At 65.9% G+C, this 23,857-nt stretch carries 19 protein-coding genes; 5 read left to right on the forward strand and 14 right to left on the reverse strand.

Annotated features, from left to right (window positions below):
* Positions 1–279 precede the first annotated feature (279 nt).
* Complete coding sequence (locus F0U60_RS10110; protein WP_395817230.1) at positions 280–1,041, reverse strand: SDR family oxidoreductase; 762 nt, start codon at positions 1,039–1,041, stop codon at positions 280–282.
* Between the two features lie 127 nt (positions 1,042–1,168).
* On the opposite strand from F0U60_RS10110, the gene F0U60_RS10115 reads away from it, so the two are divergent.
* From F0U60_RS10115 to F0U60_RS10135, 5 genes are all read left to right on the forward strand, one after another.
* A complete protein-coding gene (locus F0U60_RS10115) occupies positions 1,169–2,083 on the forward strand; it encodes a LysR substrate-binding domain-containing protein (protein WP_395817234.1) in 915 nt (304 codons plus the stop codon).
* 286 nt (positions 2,084–2,369) lie between these two features.
* Positions 2,370–2,900, forward strand: coding sequence for a hypothetical protein (locus F0U60_RS10120; protein WP_395817237.1), 531 nt, complete (start codon positions 2,370–2,372; stop codon positions 2,898–2,900).
* 1,070 nt (positions 2,901–3,970) lie between these two features.
* A complete protein-coding gene (locus tag F0U60_RS10125; protein ID WP_395817239.1) occupies positions 3,971–4,609 on the forward strand; it encodes a hypothetical protein in 639 nt (212 codons plus the stop codon).
* A 140-nt stretch (positions 4,610–4,749) separates the two neighbouring features.
* Positions 4,750–8,697, forward strand: a complete 3,948-nt coding sequence (locus tag F0U60_RS10130) for a hypothetical protein (protein ID WP_395817243.1) — start codon at positions 4,750–4,752, stop codon at positions 8,695–8,697.
* Positions 8,694–9,443 (forward strand): hypothetical protein, encoded by a 750-nt coding sequence (locus F0U60_RS10135; protein WP_395817246.1) that lies wholly within the window; start codon positions 8,694–8,696, stop codon positions 9,441–9,443. The genes F0U60_RS10130 and F0U60_RS10135 overlap by 4 nt, the downstream gene beginning before the upstream one ends.
* A 345-nt stretch (positions 9,444–9,788) precedes the next feature.
* Here F0U60_RS10135 and F0U60_RS10140 read toward each other — a convergent pair whose 3' ends face one another.
* The 13 genes from F0U60_RS10140 to F0U60_RS10200 all read right to left on the reverse strand — a co-directional run bounded on the left by F0U60_RS10140 (position 9,789) and on the right by F0U60_RS10200 (position 23,797).
* On the reverse strand, positions 9,789–10,430 hold the full coding sequence (locus F0U60_RS10140; RefSeq protein WP_395817249.1) for a hypothetical protein: 642 nt from the start codon (positions 10,428–10,430) through the stop codon (positions 9,789–9,791).
* Positions 10,427–12,364 (reverse strand): hypothetical protein, encoded by a 1,938-nt coding sequence (locus F0U60_RS10145; RefSeq protein WP_395817251.1) that lies wholly within the window; start codon positions 12,362–12,364, stop codon positions 10,427–10,429. The genes F0U60_RS10140 and F0U60_RS10145 overlap by 4 nt, the downstream gene beginning before the upstream one ends.
* Positions 12,364–13,215: a hypothetical protein gene (locus tag F0U60_RS10150; protein WP_395817254.1), complete on the reverse strand. Its 852-nt coding sequence runs from the start codon at positions 13,213–13,215 to the stop codon at positions 12,364–12,366. Before F0U60_RS10150 ends, F0U60_RS10145 begins: the two co-directional genes overlap by 1 nt.
* Complete coding sequence (locus F0U60_RS10155; protein ID WP_395817257.1) at positions 13,205–15,211, reverse strand: hypothetical protein; 2,007 nt, start codon at positions 15,209–15,211, stop codon at positions 13,205–13,207. The genes F0U60_RS10150 and F0U60_RS10155 overlap by 11 nt, the downstream gene beginning before the upstream one ends.
* Entirely contained in the window at positions 15,212–17,056 is a 1,845-nt protein-coding gene (locus F0U60_RS10160; RefSeq protein ID WP_395817259.1) for a hypothetical protein, read from the reverse strand.
* Positions 17,056–17,682 (reverse strand): flagellar motor protein MotB, encoded by a 627-nt coding sequence (locus F0U60_RS10165; protein ID WP_395817262.1) that lies wholly within the window; start codon positions 17,680–17,682, stop codon positions 17,056–17,058. The genes F0U60_RS10160 and F0U60_RS10165 overlap by 1 nt, the downstream gene beginning before the upstream one ends.
* Before the next feature lie 3 nt (positions 17,683–17,685).
* Positions 17,686–18,396, reverse strand: a complete 711-nt coding sequence (locus F0U60_RS10170) for a MotA/TolQ/ExbB proton channel family protein (RefSeq protein WP_395817264.1) — start codon at positions 18,394–18,396, stop codon at positions 17,686–17,688.
* Positions 18,397–18,406: 10 nt separating this feature from the next.
* Positions 18,407–19,036, reverse strand: a complete 630-nt coding sequence (locus F0U60_RS10175; protein ID WP_395817267.1) for a tetratricopeptide repeat protein — start codon at positions 19,034–19,036, stop codon at positions 18,407–18,409.
* Positions 19,033–19,995: a hypothetical protein gene (locus F0U60_RS10180; RefSeq protein ID WP_395817270.1), complete on the reverse strand. Its 963-nt coding sequence runs from the start codon at positions 19,993–19,995 to the stop codon at positions 19,033–19,035. The genes F0U60_RS10175 and F0U60_RS10180 overlap by 4 nt, the downstream gene beginning before the upstream one ends.
* Positions 19,986–21,173, reverse strand: a complete 1,188-nt coding sequence (locus tag F0U60_RS10185; RefSeq protein ID WP_395817273.1) for a hypothetical protein — start codon at positions 21,171–21,173, stop codon at positions 19,986–19,988. The genes F0U60_RS10180 and F0U60_RS10185 overlap by 10 nt, the downstream gene beginning before the upstream one ends.
* Positions 21,170–21,811: a hypothetical protein gene (locus F0U60_RS10190; protein ID WP_395817276.1), complete on the reverse strand. Its 642-nt coding sequence runs from the start codon at positions 21,809–21,811 to the stop codon at positions 21,170–21,172. Before F0U60_RS10190 ends, F0U60_RS10185 begins: the two co-directional genes overlap by 4 nt.
* A 19-nt stretch (positions 21,812–21,830) precedes the next feature.
* Positions 21,831–22,547 (reverse strand): hypothetical protein, encoded by a 717-nt coding sequence (locus F0U60_RS10195; RefSeq protein ID WP_395817279.1) that lies wholly within the window; start codon positions 22,545–22,547, stop codon positions 21,831–21,833.
* Positions 22,548–22,918: 371 nt separating this feature from the next.
* Positions 22,919–23,797 (reverse strand): bestrophin family protein, encoded by an 879-nt coding sequence (locus F0U60_RS10200; RefSeq protein WP_395817281.1) that lies wholly within the window; start codon positions 23,795–23,797, stop codon positions 22,919–22,921.
* Positions 23,798–23,857: the final 60 nt, after the last annotated feature.

The raw sequence follows: 23,857 nt of genomic DNA on the forward strand, positions 1-23,857 counted from the left end.
GCTCCTACCCGGGAGGGACCAGAAGCGTGGCCAGGATACGGCTCAGCCAGTCCGCAGCATCCTGGATGGCCTCCCCCAGTCCTCGGGTCGCATCATGTGCCCGGACAGGGGAACTCGCGACAGCGCAGCCGCCCGGGCGCCCGGGCATGGTGGGGTTCCGGACGCTCGTGGAAGCGGAAGGGCAGCCCGGGCCTGTTCCAGGGGAGGAGGTGGACGCCCGGCGAGCGATCGCGCGCGTGCGCGTCGAGCGGGCCTGCGCCCGGGGAGACACGGCATGGCTCAGACCTGGGCCATGCCGCCGTCGACGAAGAGCTCGATGCCGTTGACGTAGCTGCTGTCATCCGAGGCGAGGAACACCGCCACCTTGGCCATCTCGTCGGGGTCCGCTATCCGGCCCATCGGGACGATGGCGGCGAACTGCTCGTAGACCGTCCGCGCGTGCTCCTCGCCCCCGACGAGGGTGTGGAGGGTGTGGCTTCCGGGCGTTCGGGTAGCGCCCGGGCTGAGGACGTTGACGCGGATGGGGCGACCCTTCAGATCGAGGATCCAGTTGCGGGCGAAGCTGCGCAAGGCGGCCTTGGTCGCGCTGTAGACGCTGAACGCCGGAGTGGCCATGGCGCTTGTTGTCGAGCCGTTGATGATGATGGAAGCCCCCTCGCGCAGCAGGGGCAGGGCCTTCTGGACCGTGAACAGGACGCCCTTGACGTTGGTGTTGAAGATGTCGTCGAAGTGCTCCTCCGTGATGGAGCCCAGGGCAGCGAACCCCGCCGTGCCCGCATTGGCGAAGACGATGTCCACGGCGTCTGCCTTCTGTTTCACCACCTCGTAGAGCCGATCGATGTCGGCCAGTTTGGACACGTCGCCCTGGATCCCCGTGGCCAGGGGTCCGATCTCCTTCACCGCGGCGTCCAGCTCCGCTTGACGACGGCCGGTGATGAAGACCCTGGCGCCCTCGGCGGCGAAACGCTTCGCCGTGGCGAGGCCAATTCCCGAATTTCCCCCCGTCACCACGGCCACCTTGCCCTGCAGCTTGTTGCTCATCGTCGTGTCTCCCTGTCGTCGGCGGAGGAAGTTCATCGCCAACGAGAGGGATCTAATTTGGAACGATTGGCTCGAAAGGTGGATTTCATGGGAACCTGCGTTCTGGAAACGGAACGATGAGGGCTCGATGCGGGACTTGAATGACATGTTCTTCTTCACCGAGGTCGTCGCGCACGGAGGCTTCGCGCCGGCGGGACGGGTGCTGCGGCAGCCCAAATCGAAGCTCAGCCGCCGGGTGGCGCGGCTCGAGGAGCGCCTTGGGGTCCGGCTGATCGAACGCTCCTCGCGCCGCTTCCGCGTCACCGACGTCGGGCAGGCCTTCTACGACCACTGCCAGAGCGTGATGGCGGAGGTGAACCGGGCCGAGGCCGTGGTGGCCGCCACCCAGGGCGAGCCGCATGGAACGGTCCGGTTCAACTGTCCCCAGGGCCTGATGGATTCCCTGGGATGTCATCTCGTCCGCTTCATGGAGCGCCACCCCCGGGTGAACCTGCAGGTGGTGGCCACCAACCGGCGGGTCGATCTCATCGCCGAGCGCATCGACCTCGCGCTGCGAGTGAGCCCCTCGCTCGACATCGACGCGTCATTCACCGTGCGCAAGCTCACCCAGAGCAACTGCATCCTCGTCGCGGCTCCGGCATGGGCCGACCGCCTCGGCGATGAGCGGAACGTGGAACAACTGGCATCGGTTCCCACCCTGAGCATCAACGAACGGGAAGGGCAGGACACCTGGGCGCTCCTTGGACCCGAGCAGCGGACCTTCACCCTCCACCACATGCCCCGCCTGTCGTGTGGGGATTGCCAGGCCGTCCGAGGAGCGGCGATCTCCGGGCTGGGGGTCGCCCTGTTGCCCGAAGCACTCTGCGGCCCCGCCCTGCGCTCCGGCCAGCTCGTCCGGGTGTTTCCGGACTGGCACACCCAGGAGGGAATCATCTACCTCGTCTTCACCAGCCGTCGGGGCCTTCCACCCCCGGTGTCCGCGTTGATCGAGTACCTGGCGGAGCATGTTCGGGATCCCTTGTCCATGGGGACAACGTCCTGAGAGGGAGACACCGGGGCGGCGGTCGGCCATCAACTCCACCCGCCCCTCCGTCGCGCGGACCTCTACACTCCAGGTGGACGGCGGCCGCGCGGTCTCTTTGTCCGTGTTGGGCACGCTGGCCGAGCTGGTGGACCTGCCCTGACAGTCTGTCCCGCGTCCCGGGACGTCTCACGGTCAGTCTGTCGCTTTCGCGCGCCACGCTCCTCGCGTGCAGCCGAGCAGGCAAGCGTGGCGCGTGTGTTGCACGGGGCCGCGTCCATTGCGCGAGAGCGCGGAGGGAAAACCCATGCGTGGAATGAAGAAGCTGTGCTGGATGGCGTTGGCTGTCGTGTCGGTCCTAGGCACGGGTTGTGGTGGCGATGGGCTCACGCCCGAGGAGCAGGAGCGGCTGGTGGGCTCCTACCGGCTGCCGCAGGACGGCGTTCCCAACGACAACGCCCCCGTGGGGCCGTTCTGCTGCACGGGGACGACGCTCATCGTCCAGGCGCCCAATGGGGAAGGTGCGCTCGGCTACGCCCACTTCTTCTTCTGGGAGGGGCAGGCGTACAACTTCGAGGGGGGCTCGATTGCCCCGGACGTCATCCTCCCGCTGAGCGGCCGGTCGACGCTGGACTCCGGACATGGCGACGAGGAGAAGGGGCAGATTTCCTTCACGGCCGCGGAGCTGAAGGCCGGAGTCTCCCGACGCACGCGCGTGGGGGCGCTCGAGTACATCATCACCGTGGAGCGCGTGGAGACGCTCGACTATGCGGGCCGCCCGTATTTCCGCATGGGCTCGCTGGAGGTCTCGGTGGATGTCCTGCGTGTGAAGCCGTGACGGAATGATGACTCCTCCCGCCGGGGTCATGAGGGGCAGAGGGTGAAGTCTTGAGGAGATGAAGCGGCCGGGCGTCTGCCCTCGCCTCCACGCCTGCAACGTCGGCTCCGACACCCCCAGCCTCTTCACCACAGCCTTCACCGTGTCGCCCTCCTCCAGCGCGTACGCCAGGTAGCGCACCGCGAACGCGCGCAGCGGCTCCGGGGCGAGCAGTTACGGGAATTCCGCACATCCGGGTCAGGGGGGGCCGGGGTGGGCAACTGCCCCGGTCTACCCGACAGCGAGGGACTCGAGCGAGAACAAGGCTCGGCGTAGCCGGGTAATCCAAGCGCTCTTCAAGTCTTTCTGAGGACATGGCTCTGGCCCCCAGGGTGCACCCGGCCCCGCCTGGCGGATTGCACGCAGGCGCTGGGGGGCTGGCCGTTGAGGATGTTTCCAGAAGGAAGGTCTTTATGGGACCACACGCGAGCAACCGAAAGATTTTTTGGGACGCCGGCCGGGCCATTCCCTCTTTTACCTCCGAAAGCCCGGGACAGCCCCTGGCCCTTCACGCACGGAGTGGCGATGAGCCCACCTATGTCCATTTCCATGACCCCTTTCGCTACTCGTACGGCTTTCCCAATCAGGTGCGGAAAGGGCGAGCGTGGCGCCCCAGGCAGCGGTCAGCAAGGAGCCGACGAAGGAGATGACGCCGTGAGTAGACCAGGCCGAGTTGCTCAGGAGGACGTTCGACTTCGACGTGTTCGTCTGAGTGAGGTGTGGAGGAAAGCGGAGTGTATTGGCGTACGTGAAGGGAGCGGGTGGAGCGCGAGCGATACTGGAGCCTTCAGTGACCGCTGCGCCATCGGCCGGTGGTGTGCGCTGATGCGCGCTCCACTACCCAGGGTGCGCTCGTGAAGGTTCTTCATCAGGGCCAGGCGCCCCAAACGTTGCTCCAGCTTCGCCCACTGGCGGGGAGCGTCCAGCGAATTGCCGTGCGTTCGGAAAGCAATACTTCCGTGCGATATGCCGGCAGGACTCGGGAGTTACCTCCTCCGCCCGGTGTCCAGATGGCGCTCTCCGTGGATGTCATGCGTGTGTCCCCGGATGGGGAGATCCACTACCGCTTCGTCCTGGAGCAGATAGACCTTCTCGTGAAGGGTGGCACTCCCCAAAAAGACGCCGAGGCCCTCCGCGCCGAGCTCAGCCCCCTTCCTGGCCTGCGCGGTGAGGGACGAGTGGGCGCTCAGGGACGCTCGAACCACTTCCAGATGGCACTCCCAGCGGACCTCTCCTCCGCCCTCAGCCAGTCCCTGCAACACATGCTCAAGTCACTCGCGGGAATGGGCACCTTTCTTCCCCCGGACCCGGTGGGGCTCGGAGCACGCTGGGAGCACCACACCCAGGGCGGCCCCCAGACGCCCGATGTCACCACCACGGTGGAACTCAAGAGCTTGGAAAAAAACCAGCTCGGAATGCGGCTGGAGCTGCTCGCCCCCGCCTCAACCTCCGCCCCCCGCACGCAAATTCGCGGGCAGGGAGGGTGCCTCATGCGCGTGGATCGCCTCTGGCCCCTTCAGTACGAGCTGGAGCTGGACACCCACTCCCGTATCCACTCTCAAGACGAGGGTCCTCCCCGACGCCTGGAGATCACCACCCACCTTCGCATGCAGCTGCGGGAACTCTCCTTCACCTCTCCTCTCCTGCGCGCTTCGGCCCGCTCCTACTGAACGACGAATTCGAAGCGAACCCACGCAACTTCAATCCCATTCATCACGAGAATTCAGGTGAGTTGTTATTAGTTGCGGTGAACACAACATGGGGGCAGCTCCAGGCCTCCATCACAAGCCGGTGGGCGGAAAGGTGCACCATGGCACTCGATGGAACGGGAAACAGACAGCGGCCCTTGAATCAGATTCCGGTGCGGCGCACGCCCGAGCAAGAGCGCCCTGTCGCTCCCAAACCGGTGGAGCCCAAGGCGGCCGGGACTCGCCCCAACCCCACTGAGCGCTCCAGCTTCGACCAGGGCGGCCCCAAGGGTGGCCCCTCGCTGACGGGCACTCCCACATCGCTCCTCACGGAGGATAGTCGCGACGGGAAGGTCAACTGCCTGGATCTCGCCGCGGACTGGGTGGACAAGGCCACGCCCCCCCTTCGAGCGCGCTCGGAGCTGGTGTTCCTCAAGGATTCCCGCCCCGGCGTAGAGGGCCAATCCGGCCACGTCGTGGTTCGCCAGGGGACTCGCATCGTGGACCCCTCCACTGGCAAGGGCTACGACAACCTCCAGGCCTTCCTGAAGGACAAGCCCAACTACCAGCCCGCGGGCACCCTGTCCGCGAACGCGGCCGCGAAAATCTTCTCGGCGCCTCCCGGCTCCGCGGAGCGACAGAAGGCCATGACGGAGGCCAGGGTTCCGGACGCGCTCCAGCGGATGATGGTGGCGGACTCCGCGCAGCCCAACACCGCTGGCGCCACCCAGCCCCAGACTCAGCCTCAGACGCCTTCCTACACCCAGGCCCAGGCTGGCCGGGACGCCGCCCAGCTCTATGACGCCATGGAGGGCGGCACCAGTTGGGGCACGGACGAGGAGAAGGTCTTCAAGACGCTCGAGGGCAAGTCTCCCGAGCAGATCGCTCTCATTCGCAAGGCTTACAAGCACTACGGCAAGGATCTGGACTCGGTCATTCGCAATGACCTGAGCGGCGCGGATCTGAAGCACGCCCAAGCCCTGCTCCAGGGTGACGCGGCCAAGAGCGCCGCGGTGCAGGTCCAGGCGGAGCTGGACGGCGTCTTCGGCTCGAACGAAGACCTCCTCGAGGTGCTGGAGAAGCAGACTCCCGAGCAACGCCAGGCCACCGCCCAGAAGTTCGCGGAAATGAATGGCGGGCCCAAGGCGGGCCAGACGGCGCAAGACTTCATGCTGAGCAAGTTGAGCGGGTCGCTCAACTCGGAGCAGCTGAGCCGGGCGCGCAACATGCTCGCCGCCGGTCAAGCCCAGACACCCGAGCAACGAGAGCAGCTGGAAGCCCAGGCCCTCAAGGACGGCCTCGAGAAGGACATGAACGGGCTGGGCACGGACGAGGACCGCATCTTCGAGCGTCTGGAAAAAGCCACCCCGGCGCAGCGCAAGCTCCTGGCGCAGGATGAGGCGCTCAAGAACCGCCTGAAGGACGAGTTGGGCCAGGATGACTACGACCGGGCCATGGGGCTGCTTCAGGACAATCCGGCCAAGGCGGATGCGGCGCGCCTCACCAGCGCCATGAATGGCTTCTTCGGGGTGGATGAAGAGGGCGTGCGCAATGTGCTCGAGGGCAAGAAGCCCGAGGAGCTGGCCGCCATCAAGGCCGAGTACCAGAAGCTGACGGGCAAGTCCCTGGAGGATCAGATTCGCAAGTGGGACGGCCCGGACAAGGACGTGACCCTGCGCCTTCTCAATCCCCCAAAGGAAGGCGACAAGAAGGCCCAGGCCGAAGCCTCCGCCGAGAAACTCCACCTGGCCATGGAGGGAATGGGCACGGACGAGGACGTCATCCGGAACGTGCTAAAGGACAAATCCAAGGCGGATATCAATGACATCGCCGCCGCCTATCAGCGGAAATATGGGAAGGACTTGCGTTCCGGACTGGACTCGGAGCTGAGTGGTAGTGATCACCTGGAGCTGGTCAAGCAAGGTTTTGATCTGGGAGCCGTGGATGAGAAGGATCCCAACGCGAAGCAGGAGTACGCGCGTCGCCTGCGCGAGCAGCAACAAAACGAGTCTGGCTTTGGCACCTGGCTGCTGGACGGCATCCAGCGCACCATCAAGGGTGAATCAGACAATGACAGGCTCAACCGGGCTCTGGCTGGCGCGGAGCAAGCCATCAAGACCGGCGACACCGAGACGGCCAACCTCTATATTGGGTTCGCCACGGATGACTTGAAGGCGCTCCAGAGCAGCAAGGCTTCGCTCGCGGAAGGCGTCTCGACGGCCGCGGTGGTGGCGGCGACCACGACAGCCGTGGTGGTGACGGGAGGCGCTGCCACTCCGCTGGCCGTTGCCGGTTATGCCACCCTGGGCGCGACCACTCGAGCCGCCACCTATGAGCTGATTCAAGGAGGCGCTGCCGGCTGGGAGGATGCCGGACGTCAGGCCTTGATTGGGGCGGTCGAGGGTGGAACGGTCGTCTTGCCCGTGACCAAGGGCGCGAGCGTCGTGGGCACCTCCGCCGCGAAGACGGCGGCCAACACGGCGGTGAAGGAAACCGCTGAGAACACGCTCTGGAGTGTCTCGAAACAAGGTTTCAAGGAAGGCCTGGTCGGCGGAGCCACAGGTGGCGCCGCGGATGCCGCCACTCGCAGTGAGACGTGGAAGAACGGTTTCTGGGACGGGCTGAGCCAGGTGGCCGTGCAGGCCGGCACGGATGGCGTCATCGGCGGGTTCACCGGCGGATTGACCTCGGCGGCCGTCACCAAGGGGCTTCAGGGATTCCAGCCTCGGGAAATCCCCGTGGTGCGCAATCAGGAGCTGGCGGGCAGCACCGCGCACGTGCGTTATGACAACGGCCGGGTCCGCGTGGAGGTGGGCCCCAACGTCTCGCCGGCCCAGCTCAAGGCGCACATGGACATCGCGCGCGAGCTCCAGAAGTACGACGGCCCGTTGGGCAAGCTCCGCGAGCTGAAGAGTCGTCTTCAGGAGACGCTGACCGGCATGCCCGGCTATGGCTCTCAAGGCTTCGAGTCACAGCTGGAGGTCAAGAAGCTCCAGGCGATCCTCACGTCGCTGGAAGGAGTTCAGCAGCGCATCGACAACAGCATCCGAGGCGTGAGCGGCCGGGCCTCCCCCGCAACAGTGGCGGAGCGCGAGGCCCTCCAGCGGGAGATTTCCAACGTCGAGTCCCAGCTGCGCACCCACGAGGCCCAGGCCGATTCCCTGGCCCCGGGCCGCGGATTCGTGGCGATGGCGGGAACGAGTCCGCAGCCCGGGGCCGGGCTCAACAACATCGGCGCAAGCCTTGCGCCCGCCCGGGCCATCCTCTCCCAAAGCGCGGGGAGTGGATGGAACGTGAGCAGTGAGCTCACGGACATCGAGCAGAAGCTGCTCAGCATCAACCGTCCTGCGGAACTGCATATCATCAACGAGATGGCCGAGTTGCAGAAGCAGAATCTGATCAAGGGAATGGAGGACTGGGTTCATGCTGTCTCCACGCGCGATGCGGATCGCATCCCGGACCATGTCTCGGAGCTCCTGGCGGCCCGGCACGTTCTTCAGGAGGCGCGGGCGGCCTCTCCCTCGGCGCAGGTCGTGGTCTGGGTCGGCCAGGATGGCAAATCCGGGGGCACATCGTTCGACGTCATCGTTGAGCAAGGCCCCGCTGGCGGCCAGACCCAAGTCACTCGCAGGATAGAGATGCTCACTCCCGCGTCGGAGGTCAGAAAGGAGACGGATCTGGTTCCGGGCGTCACCCACGGCGCGAGGAAGATTCCTGATGACGTGCGCAATGGGATTCAGCCGCGGCCCCCGGGCACCTACGAGGGCGGGCTGAGGATAGAGTGGCCTCTGAATACCACGCCCCTGGGCCCCCACAGAGAGAAAGTGTTCGATGCAGACGGTAACTGGACGACTCGCGATGTCGTTACCCAGAAGGTCTACGAGACGGGCAACCTGTTCGATGATCTCGTGCAGAAGCTCAACGCAGAGAAGGCTGCCGAGACGTTGAAATGGAGGAAGCACGTGGACTTCCTCAACATCTTCGACATGAGCGGGGTACTCCTCGCCAGATTGCGAAACCAGACACCCGGGCAGGTGACGCCGGGTCAGTGGGTCAGGGAGAACATATGATTCGCGATTGTCTGCTTCACAAGCCGCCGGGGAACGTCATCCGGTTCGCGCTCCTTCCCGAGGCCGAGGTTCCTATGGCCGAGGTGCTCATGCGGCGCGTGCTGGACGTCATCAATGCCCTGGCGCCAGTGGCCCGTCCCCTCGCGCTGGATCTCGTCCTCGCCTGCCGCACCCGGGAGCTGCCCTTCTTCGAGCAGGACGTGTTCCCCGCGGTGCCATCCTTCCACATCCGAGAGGAGCACCAGCCCCCGAGGGTCTCGGCGCAGGCCGTCTACAGCTCCGGCCGACTCGAAGCCTCGGTGGTGCCCGAGCTGACCCAGGACGTGCTCACCCACTGGTGCATGACGGCACTGGCCCAGAAGTCTCCCGGCCCCGACTACCTCGTTACCTTCGAGACGCTGGTCTGTACCTACGCCCGCGCGCGTCTGTTCGACGAGGAGCCCGTCCGAGGTCTGCGCCTTCGCGATGCGGGAGGAAACACATGGGATGCCCCCATCGTGCTCCGCGATGGCGAGGCCTGGGTCGCCGGGCCGCTTGAGGATCGCCCGATGGACGCACCGATCTCCTTCCGAATCTCGAACATGGATGGCCGGCTCGATACCCATGTCCAGGTGGGTTGGGCCTTGTGGGATGTCCCTGGCACGCCCGAGCATCGTGCCTTGGGACAGGCGTTGGGGCGCATTCGGGCACAGGGGTGGACTCCGGAGTTCGTTCCGCCGGGATTCGCCACCATCTTCGAGAAGTGAACGGAGTGGTTCGGCCCTAGTACGACCCGGTCACTTCCCGAGGGCCACCGTGGAACTCCGAGGGAAACTCCTCCTCGGAGGGCGCCCGAAGTAACCGAGTAGTACTAGCAGTGGCTGCGCCAGGCTCAGCACCACGCCTGCTGGGGTGGTCCCCATGCCGGGGCCCGCTTCGAAGCCCGTGTCCCTCACCACCTCGTACATCCTCGTCCCCGCCGGCTGCCTCCGCCGGTACGTCCACCCACGCTCCTCCACCTGCCCCTCCCCAGCCACACCTCGCCAGGGCACACGCTAACGTTAGGCTCCCACGAACCTCTCCTGGAGCACCGTGCCGAAAGGCGTGCGCAGTTAGAACTCAATCACGAGGCTGATCCGATTGGGCAGCACCTGGGCCTGCTGTGAGCTCAACCGGTACGTAGGGCTGGAGAGAGCGCGCACGACACAGTCGCGCTGCTCGCGCTTCAGCTCCGCGCCTGGGCCCAGGGGCTCGAGCTCGTGGTCCGCCACCGCGCCGCTCTCCGGGTTCACCGAGGCCGTCCAGCGCAACACGCCAGGCCTGTCCGTCCCCGTGAAGCACTGCGCGAGCCGGGGGCTGCGCGCCGCGACCTGCAGGCGAAAGTCTTCAAGCCAGGTCGGCGGCGCTTGCGTCTCCCCTTGATAGCTACCGCGCGGCAGGGGCTTGACCTGGGCCCGGAGCGGTTCGCGCCTGGGCGGGGCAGGCGCGGGAGTCTTCGGCTTTACCTCAGGCTTCTCCTGCACCACGGCCTTCGCTGGCGGTGGCGCCTGCTGGCACTCGCAGCGCGTCAGGCAGGCGAGCAAGAGCAGCAACGCCAGGCCCACCGCACGACGTACGCGTCGGCGGTTCCTCTCGCGGCGCACTGCTGGGAGTTGCCGCACACGCTCGCGTGCCTGTTGTCGCATGAGCGCCAGCGAGCGGCGCAATTCCTCGCGGCGCTGGCGCATCTCTCGCCGCAGCTCACGCGGCGTCATTCGGTGATCCTCCAGCCGAACACCAGCGCGCCATTCGCGTCCCGCCACTCCACCGGTTGCAGTGAAAGGGGCGTGAAGGCCGAGGGCGCCTCGGTTTCCGACGTCCGGAACGGCCACGGCAGCGGATCCGCTGGAGCCAGTCGGATGTTGCCAGCGAATGCCTCATGGCGGGGCGATAGGGCACGGGCCCTCCCCTCGGCCGAAGTGTCGAGGTAGCTCAATCCATCGAGGATGGCCTGCGCACGGGCGCGGAGCTCTTCCGCCGTGCGGACGTGCGCATTGCTCCCTCCCGTTTTTGCCGCGAGCGAGTCGAGGACACGGATGACGAGCTTCAGCATGGGAACATTCGCCGCGCGCACGTCCGCGTCTTCGGCCTCGAGGTGCTCCAGGAGCTGCCGCACGAAGCGCAGCGTGAGGTAGGGCTCCTCGGCCGCCGCGTCGCGAAGCCGCGTCGCCATCTCACCCGGCTTGCCCTGTGCGAGCGGACGCAGCCGTGCGATGTGCGCGTCGAACGCCCCGCCGCGCCGCGCGCTCGCCACCACCCGCTCGAACGAGCGCTCATCGCTCCTCAGCGCGGCCCTCCAGACCAGATCCTCGATGACCGGGTTGTACTCCTGCCGCGGCACCAAGGCCTTCAACGTGGCGATGACCTCCTCGCTGGTCTCGTAGCGCGACAGCACATAGGACAACCACCTCCGGGCGAGCGCCCGGACGGCAGCCGATTCGCGAGACTCCTCCGCCGTCGCCATCGCATAGGCGAACGAGCGCAGCGCGTCCTGCTGCTGTCCGGACTCGAGGAAGGTGACGCCCCGGTGCAACGCGATGACCGACCGCTCCCGAAAGCCGGTGCCAGGCTCGAGCTCGAGGAGCCGCTTGCCTCGTTCACCCGCGATGAGCGCACCGCGCCTGCTCGGTGTCTCGCTCGCGTCCAGGTGGCCGATCCACGCCTCCAACTCATCGCCTGCCTTGCGCTCGATGAGCGCGTCGATGATGTCGAGCACGAGCTGCTCCAGGGCTCGAGCGTCCCGGGCCAAGGGTCGTGCCTGCGCGAACAGAAAGAGGCGCCGCTGGCGGTTCAAGGTCAGCCACTCATCCGCCCGCCAGGTCAGGCTCCGTCGCAAGAAGGCCGCCTGCTCCGAATTCTCCGGCCACGCCACGGCCGCTTCACGCACCTCGCGAATCCCTTCGCTGGAGATGCCGGCGTTTCGGGCCCGCTGCTCCGCCGTGGCGCCCTGTTGACGGGCTTGCCGGGCCCGCAGCCGCACCAGTGCGAGATCGAGGTCGAAAATGCGCGCCTCCACCGCGGCGACGCTCTGCACCTTCTCGCGCACCAGGGTCTGAAGAGACAGCTTCAGGAGCCGACGCAGCAGCAGCCCCGAGCTGAGGCGATCGTCGAGGTCATACCGGGGTAAGAGGTGCCCCGGCTTGAACTCGGGCAACTGACCCGACTCGAACATCGTGAGGTAGGGAAGGAGGCAGCTGCCGCGGAAGAAACTCACCGAGCGCAGCTCTGGGGCCGAGAGGACATCCTGGAGTGAGATGAACCGCTGCTGCCGCCCGACTTCGAACGCCTTGAAGGGAGCCGGTATCTCAGGCGGCGGACCCTTGACCATCGCCTGGGTCACCCAGTTGTGCAGTGCCAGCGGCCACAAGCCCGCGCCCCCTTGAGCGTCCTTGGGAAAACCGTCCTGACACAGCCCACGATTGCCCAGCGCGGCCCATACGACGGAGCGGAACTCCTCGTCATGGCTCCCGCGCTCACCCAGGTTGGCCAGGCTGTTGTGGAGCAACCAGAGCTTGAGCACCTCCTCCGGCCGCTCCTCCCGAAGGGCCAGCCGCGCGTTGTAGAAGACGAGCGTCTGATTCGACGGAGGCTCGCTCTCCACCTCGGCGGTCGCCAGGGTGAGCGCGAGGAGGGGGACGGCCCAGGACATCAAAACGCCCACCCCGCGCCGAAGTTCAGCTCCCACCACCAGCCGAGTCCGGAACCGTCAACTCCTGAGATGAGCGGCAGCGCGATCATGACGCGCGGAGACAAGAAGCCACCGGATTGGAAGTAGACGTCGAGGGAGAGCCCCGTAAGGAGGCTGTATCGCGCGCCATCGAGCTGCATTCCGGGCAGCCGCGAGCGCTCGAGGTTTTCGATCTCCCGCTCCGACAGCTTCAGCGCGAAGAGCGACGTAACGGTTTCGCCGAAGCTCGCGCCGGAAAGGGAGCCCGGGTAGAACAGGTAGCGCAGACCCGCGTTCGCCGAGAACACCAACTCAGTCGCGGGAAAGAAACCCGGCCGTGCCGTCGCCACCCCTTCGGCGAGCGGGTAGCCCAGGTTGATGTCCAGCTCGAAGCGGCTGGGACGCCCGGACTGGCGGTAGGGCGTGAGTGCCAGCTTCTCCGTGCTCGCGCTCCCCCGCGTGAACACCCGGGTGATGGCGATTTCGCCCAGGAAGTCTCCGATGGGCTTGCGAACGAACCCGCCCAGCCGACTGCTCTTGAAGTTGTTGAGCTCGAGGAGCTGACTGCCCACCAACCCGACGCTGGCCTGTGTCTGGCGCCAATCGAAGCGCACGGCTCGGGACGCTGTACCGATCATCCGCTCGTTGAGCACCTCGAACGGCGTGCGATGACGCTCGATCGTCGTGTCCTCCTCCTTGGATTCGGAATCGGCCGTCTGCGCGTCGTCGCCGCGAGCCGGCTCCGGCTGCGTGGAATCGGCGGCTGGCTCCTCGGCGGCCCAAGTCGTCCACGGCAGCGCCAGACAGGCGATGAGGAGCACGCTACGGATCATGAGGAAAGCCTCCGTCGGCCGGAGCCGGGTAGCGTGGGCGGTAGCACTCGTTGCGGTAGCTCTCTCGGAAGCGCCTGGTGACGTTGTAGACGCCGCCCGAGTCGAAGGTCGGATGCTCACAGAAGCGTGTGCACTGCAGGAGCGTGTCGTCGAGGGGGAATTCGTCCTCCAACCACATCTCGGGGCCGTACGTCGCATCGTTCGTGCTCGGAATGCCGAAGGGCACGGTGAGCGAGAAGGCGCTGGCCGCCCCAGCGAGAAAGACCTCGTATTGAAGGCGCGTGATAAAGGGAAAGTCCCAGCGCAGCCCCAGTGCATAGACCGGCTGGGGGGTCGCCTCGTGAAGCTCGGGCAACGCTTCCAACGGAGCTGGCATGGGGCTTAACGGGGTGCGAAAGACAACGTAGGCAGCGCGCGGGTTGCCCGAGTTGCAATGCGAGAAGACGTCACCCGGCGCTGCCGTCAGGACTTCATTGTTGAAGAAGGTGATGACGCCGAATTCGCCGACCTGGATGTTCTCTGAAATCGGCGTGCGCTCGGGTGCCAGGAACTGCAACTCGCGCATCTGGCCCGCCTGCGCCTCGGAATACTTCGAGACGAACCTCAGGTACTGCGCACGGGTGGGGAGGATGGGCAGGCTGTTGATGCGAAACGGCCCCAGTTGGATGTCGGGGATATCCGGCAGCAAGGCACAGGAGTGCTTCGACTGGTCGGGAACCTGGTCGAGATCATCCACGGGGAGGTTCGCGGGGCACCAGAGCACCAGATTCTTGAGCGGCGCGCGTCCGAGCGTGTGGGCGAAGCTGTCGAACACGAAGGCGCCGCTCACTCGCGGCGAGCTCTTGTCACGCTCGAAGGTGAGTGTCTGCTCCAGCGCCCGCTCGATGACGTCGGCGAGCTTCCCGCTCGGTTCATCGTGATGAAGGGCCAGGGTGAGCACCATGTCCCGTCCCTCGGTGCGGACCTCGTCGATCCGCGCACGAAAGCGGGCCGAGAGCTCGGCGGCGAAGCCGGGGTCGCTCCAGTCGTCGATACAGATTTCGGGCGCGCCCGCGAGCAGGAGCCGCTGCATCTGCATCGACTGATGGGGAGCGGAGATCGTCCTCTTACAAGGCCTCAACAGGAAGCCGATGGCGGTGTTGGCGCGGATGGGGCTGCGCAAGGCGGGGAAGGCGGGGCGAACCTCGGGGTTCTTGCGCGCCAACGCCACCGCGTCGAATGTGCCCTGGGCGTCCGTCACGGTCGCTCGGGCGCAGACGCCAGAGGAGGTCGAGGCCGACAACGGCAGCTCGTCGCCACCGAAAATCGCGCGCGCCGAGGTCTCGAGCGGCGCCCAGCCCAGGGGCGTCAGCGCATCCGGGCACGCGGAGGTGGACGCGTATCCATAGGGATTGTCGTCGGGCGGCCGAGCGATATCGCCGTGCCGCGGGTCGGCGACGCGGAAGGTGCGTCGCAACCCCAGCTCCTGCACCTCGTGGTTGCGGAGGGTTGGGAATTGGTGGCGGGCGCGCCACTGCACGTGGGTGTTGCTCTCGTCGAAGACACCATACACGACGAGGCTCCGGCTCCTGTGAGGTGGTCCTGAGCCGACGATGTTGAGTTTCGTCGGGGGAGTGAGGGCCAGCACCCCGTCGCGGTGGTAACGCAGGCGAACCCCTACCTGTCGCGGAACGCGCTCCACGTGCAGGCTGGTGCTCCCGCACAGACTCGTGATGCCACAGTCGACCGGTACGTGCGTATGCACCGTGCTGAGCTGGGAGAGGGGCGTCCAGGGCAGCTCGACATCATCGGTGCGGTAGGAGACTTCGATCTGACTCTCGGGCCCGAGGCCCTGTTGGGCGTTGGCGCGATAGAAGATGAAGAGCGTCTTCTCCTCCTCGAACCAGGCTGCGTCCGCGAGCGCGAATCCCGCCTGGATGTCGGTGATTGGCACCTTCTCACAGGAGGCGCAGGCGAAGAGCGCAAGGAGCAGACATGTCCGGCCGAGGGTTTCCATTCAAGCCACGATCTCCGAGAACGAGACCTTGCCTCGCGCCACCAACTTCTTCACCGCGGACACCAGCTCGTTGTGACCCCGCTGCGCTACCCGGAGCTGATCGGCACGAGAGACGAACGCCTGGTTTGCCCGTACGGCTTCTTGCATGGTGGGCGCGAGTCGGCTGATGAAGCTCTCCTGCCACTCCGGATTCTGAACCGAGGACCAGCCGGCAAGCCCCTTGAGATCCACCTCGAGCAGCATGTCCGCTCGAAGCTCATTGGGCAGCTTGAAGAGCATGTCTGGATAGAAGATGTCCTCGTACCAGCGCGGAAACACACCATTCGAGCGCTGGAGCGCGTTCGTGAACAGGGACTGGCGATCTTCGGCGCTGATGTGCGCGAACAGCACCGAGAGCGCTCCCGCTGCGTCGAGCTCGCGCCCTCGATCGAGGATGTCGTGTGGAGCCGGCTTGGGGGCGGGCGGCAGAGGCAGCCCTGCCCGCGCGGCATCCAGCACCTCGAAGAGATATCCCCGCTCCTCCTTGGACATGCGGTTGGACAACAACAGCTGACTTGCGACCCGCTGGCGAAGCTCGGACGACAGGGTGCGCGCCACCTCCTGCTGGCCGTCGGTGGGCACCATGGCGAAGAGCAGCGCCCCGTACCGCGGCGGAAGCTTCTCGAGCAGCTGGACCACGCCGACGCTGCCGAACTCCTCGCGAAGGCTGCGGTAGATTTCCGCGTCGGACTGCGCGAGCAGGGACGACGAGATGGAATGTTGGTTGAGCTTGCGAAAGAACTCAGCGTCCGAGGGCAGGTGCTCCGGGTCCACGTTTCGCAGGAACTCCGCGAGCTCCACCTTGCGGATGGCGAGCTCGCCATCCGAGGAGAACGCCAGGGACAGCCGGTCACCAAAGACGAAGATGGCCTTGGCCAGAAGCTCGAACTCTCGCGCCTTCAACCACTCGCGCATCAACTCCACCACGCCGCCCTCGTCCTTGCCCAGCTCGGCCTGGGCGATCCGGTCGGTCCACAACCGCTGCTGCTCGGTGACGAAGGCGCTCTCTTCGCGCTCCTCCTCCGAGGGGCCCTGGAGGGCCGCGGGGGGGGGCTCCGCCGCGGGTGCAGCGGCCTCCTGGGCGCCATCTGACTTGCCGAGCGTACCGGCCGCCAGCTGCGCCAGCATCGCCTTTTCCTCGATCGACTCCCGCCCGAGGCGACGAAGCGCCCAGATGATGACCAGGGTGGCTATCGTTCCCATCACCAACGCGATCATCCACGAGAAGTGCGGAAGCAGGCTGACCCACAACTCGCGCAGCGCCACCCCTGCTTCCCATTTGGCGGGCGGCTCGGGCTGTGGGGCGGGCGCGGGCTCGGGCGGAGGCTCGACGCGGGGCGGCGGGGTCGGCTCGGGCGGCTCGCTCAAGCTCGCGGAAATGGGCTCGAGGATTTGACGTCCCACCGTCACCTGGAGCCAGCCCTTCGACAGCCGCTGCTCCAGCCGCCTGACGAGGGCCTGGACGTCGCGAGACGAGACGGACTTCTCGTGGGCGAAGTCGCAGCGCGCGCTGGTGAGGTACTCCTGCGGCGGCACGCTGCCGGGGCCTTCGGACTGGCCAAGTCCAGGCAGGGAGGACGAGTGTGGCATGTCGACCACCACGTGGTCGCGGTAGACGCATCCCTTGGAGACACAGCGCTCAGGTGCACAGTCGCGCGCCAGTGCCAGGTCGAACTGGCTCTCGAGCGCACGCAGCTCCATCAGCACGGGCGAGGGAATGTGCTTCTGCGGCACCGGAGTGACGCTCGTCTGGGCAAGGGCACTCAAAGGCAACGCGAGTGCGAGCAGGGAGATGAGGGTTCTCATCAGTAGATTCTCACGATGACGCGGCGGTGCCGGGCCAGACGCTCCTCGGCGCTCAGCCCCTTGAGTTGCTCTTCAGGCAGCGGCTTGGTGTCGGCGTAGCCCTCGACGCGAATCCGCTCGCGCGGGATTCCGACATCCTCGAGCCGCTGCCTCACGACGATCGCGCGTGCGCTGGAGAGCTCCCAATTCGAAGCGAATGGCCCTCCGTTCACGATGGGCGTGGAGTCGGTGTGCCCTTCGACCGCGAAGCCGTACTTCTTTGAATAGGGCGCGAGCACCTGCAGCATCGACGCCACGGTCTGTTCGAATTCGGGACGCAGCTTCGCCTTGCCCGAGTCGAACACCAGCCCGGAGTTGAGCGAGAGCTCCAGCCCCTCGGCCGACACGCTGGTGTGCACCATGTCCTGCAGTTGCTTGCTCGCGATCTGCGCGTCGATCTCCTTGCGAATGGAGTCCAGGCTCGCCGGGCTCTCGGCACCGGACATGCTCTTGACGATCTGCTGCATCCGGCCCTTGTTCAAATTCGCCGCCGTGAGCAGCACGACGAAGAAGAGCAGCAGGTTGGTGATCAGATCCGCGTAGCTGAGCAGCCAGCTCTCATCATGCGCCTTGGCTCTCCGTCGCATGGCTCACGACCCCCCCCGAGCGACCAGCTCATTGACGCTCTTCTCGCAGCGCTCGAGGAACCCCAGCCGTTCATCGAGCAGTCCATTGAGATAATGACCGATCGGCCCCGCGACGCCAGCACCGAAGGCCACCCCATAGAGCGTGGCGAGCAACGCCAGGGACATGGCCGAGCCGATGTTGAGGTTGTCCGAGTTCATGTTGCGGAACAGCTGGATCATTCCGGTGATGGTTCCCACCATTCCGAAGGCCGGGCCGAGCTTGGAGAGCATCTCCCAGTTGCTGATCGCCGGCTGCCAGCGGCTGATCTCCTCGTGCCGGAGCTCCAGGAAGGCCTTGGAGCTGGCAACCTCGGGTGAGCGATTGAGGATGAGCTCCACCATCTGCTTGACCGCGGCGAAGCGGCTCTTCTCCGCGAGCGAAAGCGCTCCACTGCGCTTGCCCTCGCGCCAGAGGGTGTAGAGCTGCTCCCGCTCGGCCTCCATCTGCGCGGTGGTGTGGCCGAAGAGGCGCAGGCCCGGGATGAGCTCTCGCAGGCAGAGCAGGGTGCGCAGCGCCGTCGTGTGGCTGGAGCTGACCAGCACCGCCGAGGCCGAGCCCACCACCACCATCACCAACGCGTGGGGATCGAACGCCGAAACGACCTGCGCGTTTCCGCGATCCTTGAAGCCGAACCAGACGACGAATCCCAGAATGATGAAGCCAAGAATCTGCACGAGGTGTCTCCTACTTCTGTTGCCGCTGCAGCTCTTCGAGCTTCTTGCGGACGTCCGGGTCGCTCTCGATCGCTTCTACCTGCTCGTAGATTTCGATCGCCTTGTCGCGCTCGCCCATCATCAGCAGCAGCGAGGCCTTGGCCCGCAGAAACTCCGGGTGGGACTTGTAGCGCTGCAACACCGTCTCACACCACTCGAGCGCCAGGTGATAGTTGCCCCCCTTGACCGCCTCCTGCATCAGGGTGCGCGCACGAGTAATGCTCACTTCGGGTGAGCTCTCGTCGATGCTCAGGCCTCGCGCTCGGTAGGCCTCGATGAGCGACTTGTCGGCGCTCGTCGGCGGTGGAGGCACCACCCGGGTGGCCGGGATGGTCTTGACATCACCACTCCCCGCGCCGTGCTCGATGACGATCCGCTGTCCCGTCGAGAGGACCGGCACGTCGACCTCGGTGATGAGGTTGCCGTCGTTCCACCGGACCTTCATCACCGTCGTCGACCCGAAGCCGAAGGGCCTCATCAGCGTTCCCTCCTCCTTGAGCGCCGGGTGCTTCTGGGGCTCCGGCTCGACCAGGTAGTAGGTGTAGTTACGCGCCGCGCAGGACACGAGGAGTGGAAAGAGGAGGAGCAAGAGCCGGTTCATGGCAGGAAGGGCATCCAGGAGAGGTTCATGAGGGAGAATCCGACCCCGATCCGCCCGTTGGTCGAGGCCGAGAGGGTCACTCCGTAATTGGAACTGCCAATGGGCACACGCACCATGAAGACGGCCGTGAGCAAGGGGTCGATGACGTCCTGCGGCTGTCCCGAGATGCCGGTCACCACGGCGGTCGGCACGCTCAGCAGCACCTTGGCGCCCACCATGATGTTCAAGGCCCTCGGCACCACGCGGTAGTAGGAGGCACCGACGCCCAGCACCGGATCGAAGAGCGACAAGGATACCCCGGAGAGGTTGGCGTTGGTCTCGCCCCACTGCTCTGCCCAGTCGAGCGAGACATGCTGCCCCGGGTACATGGTCACGTCGATGAAGGTGTGCGTGAGGCTGTCACTTCGCGCGCGGCGGTCAAGCTCCCGCGCCAGGGAGAAGGTCTTCCGGGTGCGTGCCGACTCGGTCAGCCTCGGATCGAAGTTCTCGGCGAGCACGATGCGGCTGTTCTTCAGGTCGATGATGCGCAACGACACGCCTTCGGCCGTCTCGTCCAACCAGATCGCCGTGCGCGCGGGCGAGGCACTTCCGCGGCTCAGCTCGTCCAGCCGGGTGATTTCGGTCGTGCTCAGACTGGTCGTGAACTGCTCGAGCTTCCCCTCCTCGACGTACAGGCGAGGCGCCATACACGCCTCACACGAGCGCAGCGAGGCCGCACCGAAGACGCGCACCAGCGTCGCCAGGGCTTCGGTCGGATACCAGGCCCGCGACTCCTCGAACGCGGGAGTGACGCTCACGACGATGGCGGGCGCCAGGTCCTTGGCCACGAAGGCGCCGTCCTCGAGGCGCATGGCCAGGGTCTCCTCGAAGCGCGAGAGCGCCTCCCGTGTCGTCTCGCGCTGGGCGAAGGCCGTCATCGGGAGCAATGCGGCGAGCAGGACGAGGCGCACTAGAAGCAAAATGACACCTCCACGCCCAGGGAGTGCACTTGGATGGGGCCCAGGTCCACGTAGCGGCCGATCGAAGGGGCCGTGTTCATCGCCGGCAGCGATTCGACGAACACCGAGGCGCCGATGCGGTTCTTCACTCGCAATTCGAGCCCCAGCTGTACCGCGCCGAAGAGGGCATGGGGCTGGCCCTTGAGGAGCTCCGCGGCCAGATCCTCGAGGTTGGGGACCTGGTCCTTGAACACCAGCGCGCTGAGTCCATGGATGGAGGTCACCGAGCCTCCGACGAAGCCGTAGAGGTCGGGACGGGTCAGCGACGTCACCGACCCCGAGAGAAGACGCGAGACGCGCCCCTGGACCATCACCCCCACGTGCAGCTGAGGCATCCAGCTGGCGCCCAGCATGAGGCTCCCGGTCCAGGCCCGCGCCTGGGTGAGCGGCGCTTCGGCACCGGCCTGCAGCCAGAGGAAGGGGGCCACCATCACTGAACCACTTCCCGGGGCATAGCTGCGAACCCCGAAACGAACAGGCACCAGGTAGACGCTTCGTCCCTGCAGCGTGTCGAGGTACTCCTGCCGCGCCTCGGAGGCGCTCTTCAGGCGATCCGCGGTGCGCAGCAGCGCCGGAGACGAGGTCGAGGTGGACAGGGTCTTCGCATAGACGATGGGCAGCGCCGGCTCGAGCGCCGTGATGCGCGCACGCAGCACCAGCGCGGCGCCCTCCACCTCGAAGTCGAGGAAGAGGGCATGACGGCTGCCGGAGAGGGCTCCCGCCGTGGAGAGGGCCTCGGGTTCGTCCACGCCACGGGAGATGATGGTGCCCTTGGCCCCCGAGTGCACCACCACCGACGTACACTGCGGGCAATGCGCGAGAACCACCCGGGTGCGTGGGTTCTTCACCACCAGGGAGGCGAAGTGGTTCTCGATCAGCGCCTGGAGCCCGCTGCCGAAGCCCACCGGCACGCTGACATCGGCGAGCACCACGGGCGTTTCCTGGGCGAAGACGGGCTGCTCAATCCAGCCGTAGACGAGCTCGTCGAGCAGATCATAGGCCTGGAGTTGAATCTGCCTCGCCACCTGCGCTCGCAGTGACTCGAGCTGCGCCCTGCGCGCCTCGGTGACCGTCGGCTCCTCCGCCAGGGCGGATACCGGCCACAGCGCGAAGGCCAGGCACAAGAGCACGGGCCTCACTGCAACCACCTCCACTCGCCCCGCATGCACAGCCCGGCATGGAGTTGCGTCTCGCGCGCATCGATGATCATCAGCCCCAGGAAGGCGTCCTGCTCGTCGAGCACCCGCTGCGCGAAGTAGCGCGCGCAGGCGAGCGGGTAGGCCTTGCTTGCCGGCATGCGCCCAAGCACCGCGATGTCACCCGCGGCGAGGACCGGGACCCGGTCCGACACCTTGTGCCCACGCTCGGCGAGCTGCGTCCTGGCCGCGACCGAGATCTTCGCCGCCACCGCTGGCTCTGGATAGAAAGCATCCACGTGCCAGGTGAGCTCACCGGAGCCGAGAGCACTCGCGATCTGGGTGATCTCACCCACCGTCTGGCCCAGCGACGAAAGGATGACCTCGTCTCGGTCGGGTCGCTCCCCGTAGCGCATGAAGCGGCTGGTGCAGGCGAGCGCGTCGGTGACCCCGGAGGTGCCACGTGCCGGTAGATCCGGCACCAGGTCCGGATAGCGTTCGTGCGCCTGGGCCTGGCTGAGGCGGGTGCACTCCAGATTGCGGGCCTCTTCCTTGCTCTGCCAGGGCCCGGCGATGGGATCGTTCGCGCGTACCCCGTAGATCGGTAGAGGCATCAGGAGGATGAGCAGCAGGAACTCCATGGGTCTCTCTTCCGGGGGCTCACTTCGTACTGGACGGAGGTTTGGGCTCGAAGCTGCGCATCACCTCCGAGCGCATGTGCGCATTGAATGCGAGCTGGCTGAGCTGTCCGTAGAAATCACGTGAAAAGTCCCGGTTGGCTCTGTCTCCGCCCAGTTTTTCCGCCTCGGACCGGACGAGGAGATCCAGCACGCCATTCACCGCCCACACGCTGAATCCGGAGTAGCGCACGAAGCGCCCCTGCAGGTTATCGGAGGCGAGCACGAACCCGCTGGAGTCACGAATGGTGACGTCCTGGGAGAAACTGGAATCGGTGATCGCGGGCACCAGCGTCAGCGTCAACCCGGACAGGATCCACAGAAGGGGGCTGTTGTCCACGTGAAGCAGTCGTGCACGCAGGTCGATGATGAGGTCCGGCCTGGCCGCGCCTTCCTCGTCACCCCCGGCCATTCCGCCCTGCTGCACCTGGACATCGACCTGCGCGCCCTGTGTCGTGAACAGCGTACGCAGGTGTTGGCACAGCTGTTGCGCCTCGTCCAACCCGAGGTAGTCACCGGGGATGCAACGCAGCAGAAACCGCTGGCCCTCGAAATTGGCCACCTGGGGATCGATGATGACCGGGCGCTGCAGAGACACGAGCGGTTGGTAGACCGTCGTCACGCAGCCAGAGAGCGTTACCGCGAGAAGCAACGGTAGGCCCGTGTGAAACCACCCGGACGCAGAGTGTCGTCGGCTCATGGGGATGCGACTCAGTCGTCTGGCGCCGCCGCTGAATGCAAAGGCTACGCCAGGGCACGGAGACTAGCCGCTGACCAGAAGAAAATACAAGGGCCAGCTGCGGATGTCCGGCACATGGCGCACCGCTGCCACTCACTCCCGCCGGGTTGGCGGTCGAAGTTCAAGGGGGTCCGCTCAAACCTTGTCATCCATCATGCCAAGAGGCGGGACACCCATAAAGGCAGGAATGTCGCTCAGTCGGAGAGAATTCTCACAATTGAGCCCAATCACAGCCAGGCTTGGATGACATCGGGAGTCGTTCCCTCAAGCAGGTGGGGAGAGGGCGTCAACCCGCCGTCCTCCCGGGGCTCGCCACCGTGCCCCCCGAACGCTCAGAGGATCTCCTCGACGTGCTTTCGGATGTTCTGGCTGATGCCATCAATGGGCAGGTCGTTGGCATCCGTGCCAAAGGGGTTCTCGATCTCCTCCGCGATGAGCTCCATGGAGGCGAGCACGAAGAAGACGAAGGCCACCGCCGGGATGACGAAGTAGCCCAGGCTGAAGGCCAGGCCGAAGGGCAGCGTCATCACATAGAAGAAGATGAACTTCTTCAGGAACACCGAGTACGAGAAGGGGATGGGGGTCTTGAGGATGCGCTCGCAGGCCCCGCAGATGTCGGTGAACGACTGCAGCTCCGCGTTCACCGACAGCAGCTGCTCCCCGGTCAGTACGCCCTGCTTCTGCAGCGAGTAGGCCTTCCGCAGGAGGACCGAGGCGAGCTGGTTGGGCACGTGCCGGGTCGTATCCAGGTGCTGGGCTTCCAGTCCGCCCGCCGCCACGAACTCCTCCGGCTTGAACTGGCTGCGGAGGTGATTCTTCAACGCGAAGGCGTAGTTGGGAATCATGGCCCGGTAGAGCTGCCGGCTCTCCCGGTCCTCCTCGGGCAGCAGGGCGTTCATCTTCAGGGCGAGGTTCCGGCTGTTGTTGACCAGCGAGCCCCAGAGCTTCCGCCCCTCCCACCAGCGGTCGTACGCACTGTTGGAGCGGAAGGCGAGGAGCAGGGAGATGACGAACCCCAGCAGGCTGTGCAGCATGGAGATGTTCTTGACGCGGCTGTCGTCGGACAGCTTCCAGACCTCGGCTTCCAGCCAGGCCACCAGTCCCGAGTACAGGCAGATGGCGACAATCATCGGCAGCAGCTTCCGGACGGTGTCCGCCTTGTGGAGCCGGAAGACGAAGGTGAACCAATCCTTGGGGTTGTAATCAATCATGGGAGGTACGTGGGACCTCGTATACCAAGGATCCACGTACCTCGGGATGCGAAGCACTGG

Source organism: Archangium minus (assembly GCF_044360475.1).
Lineage (GTDB): Bacteria > Myxococcota > Myxococcia > Myxococcales > Myxococcaceae > Archangium > Archangium minus.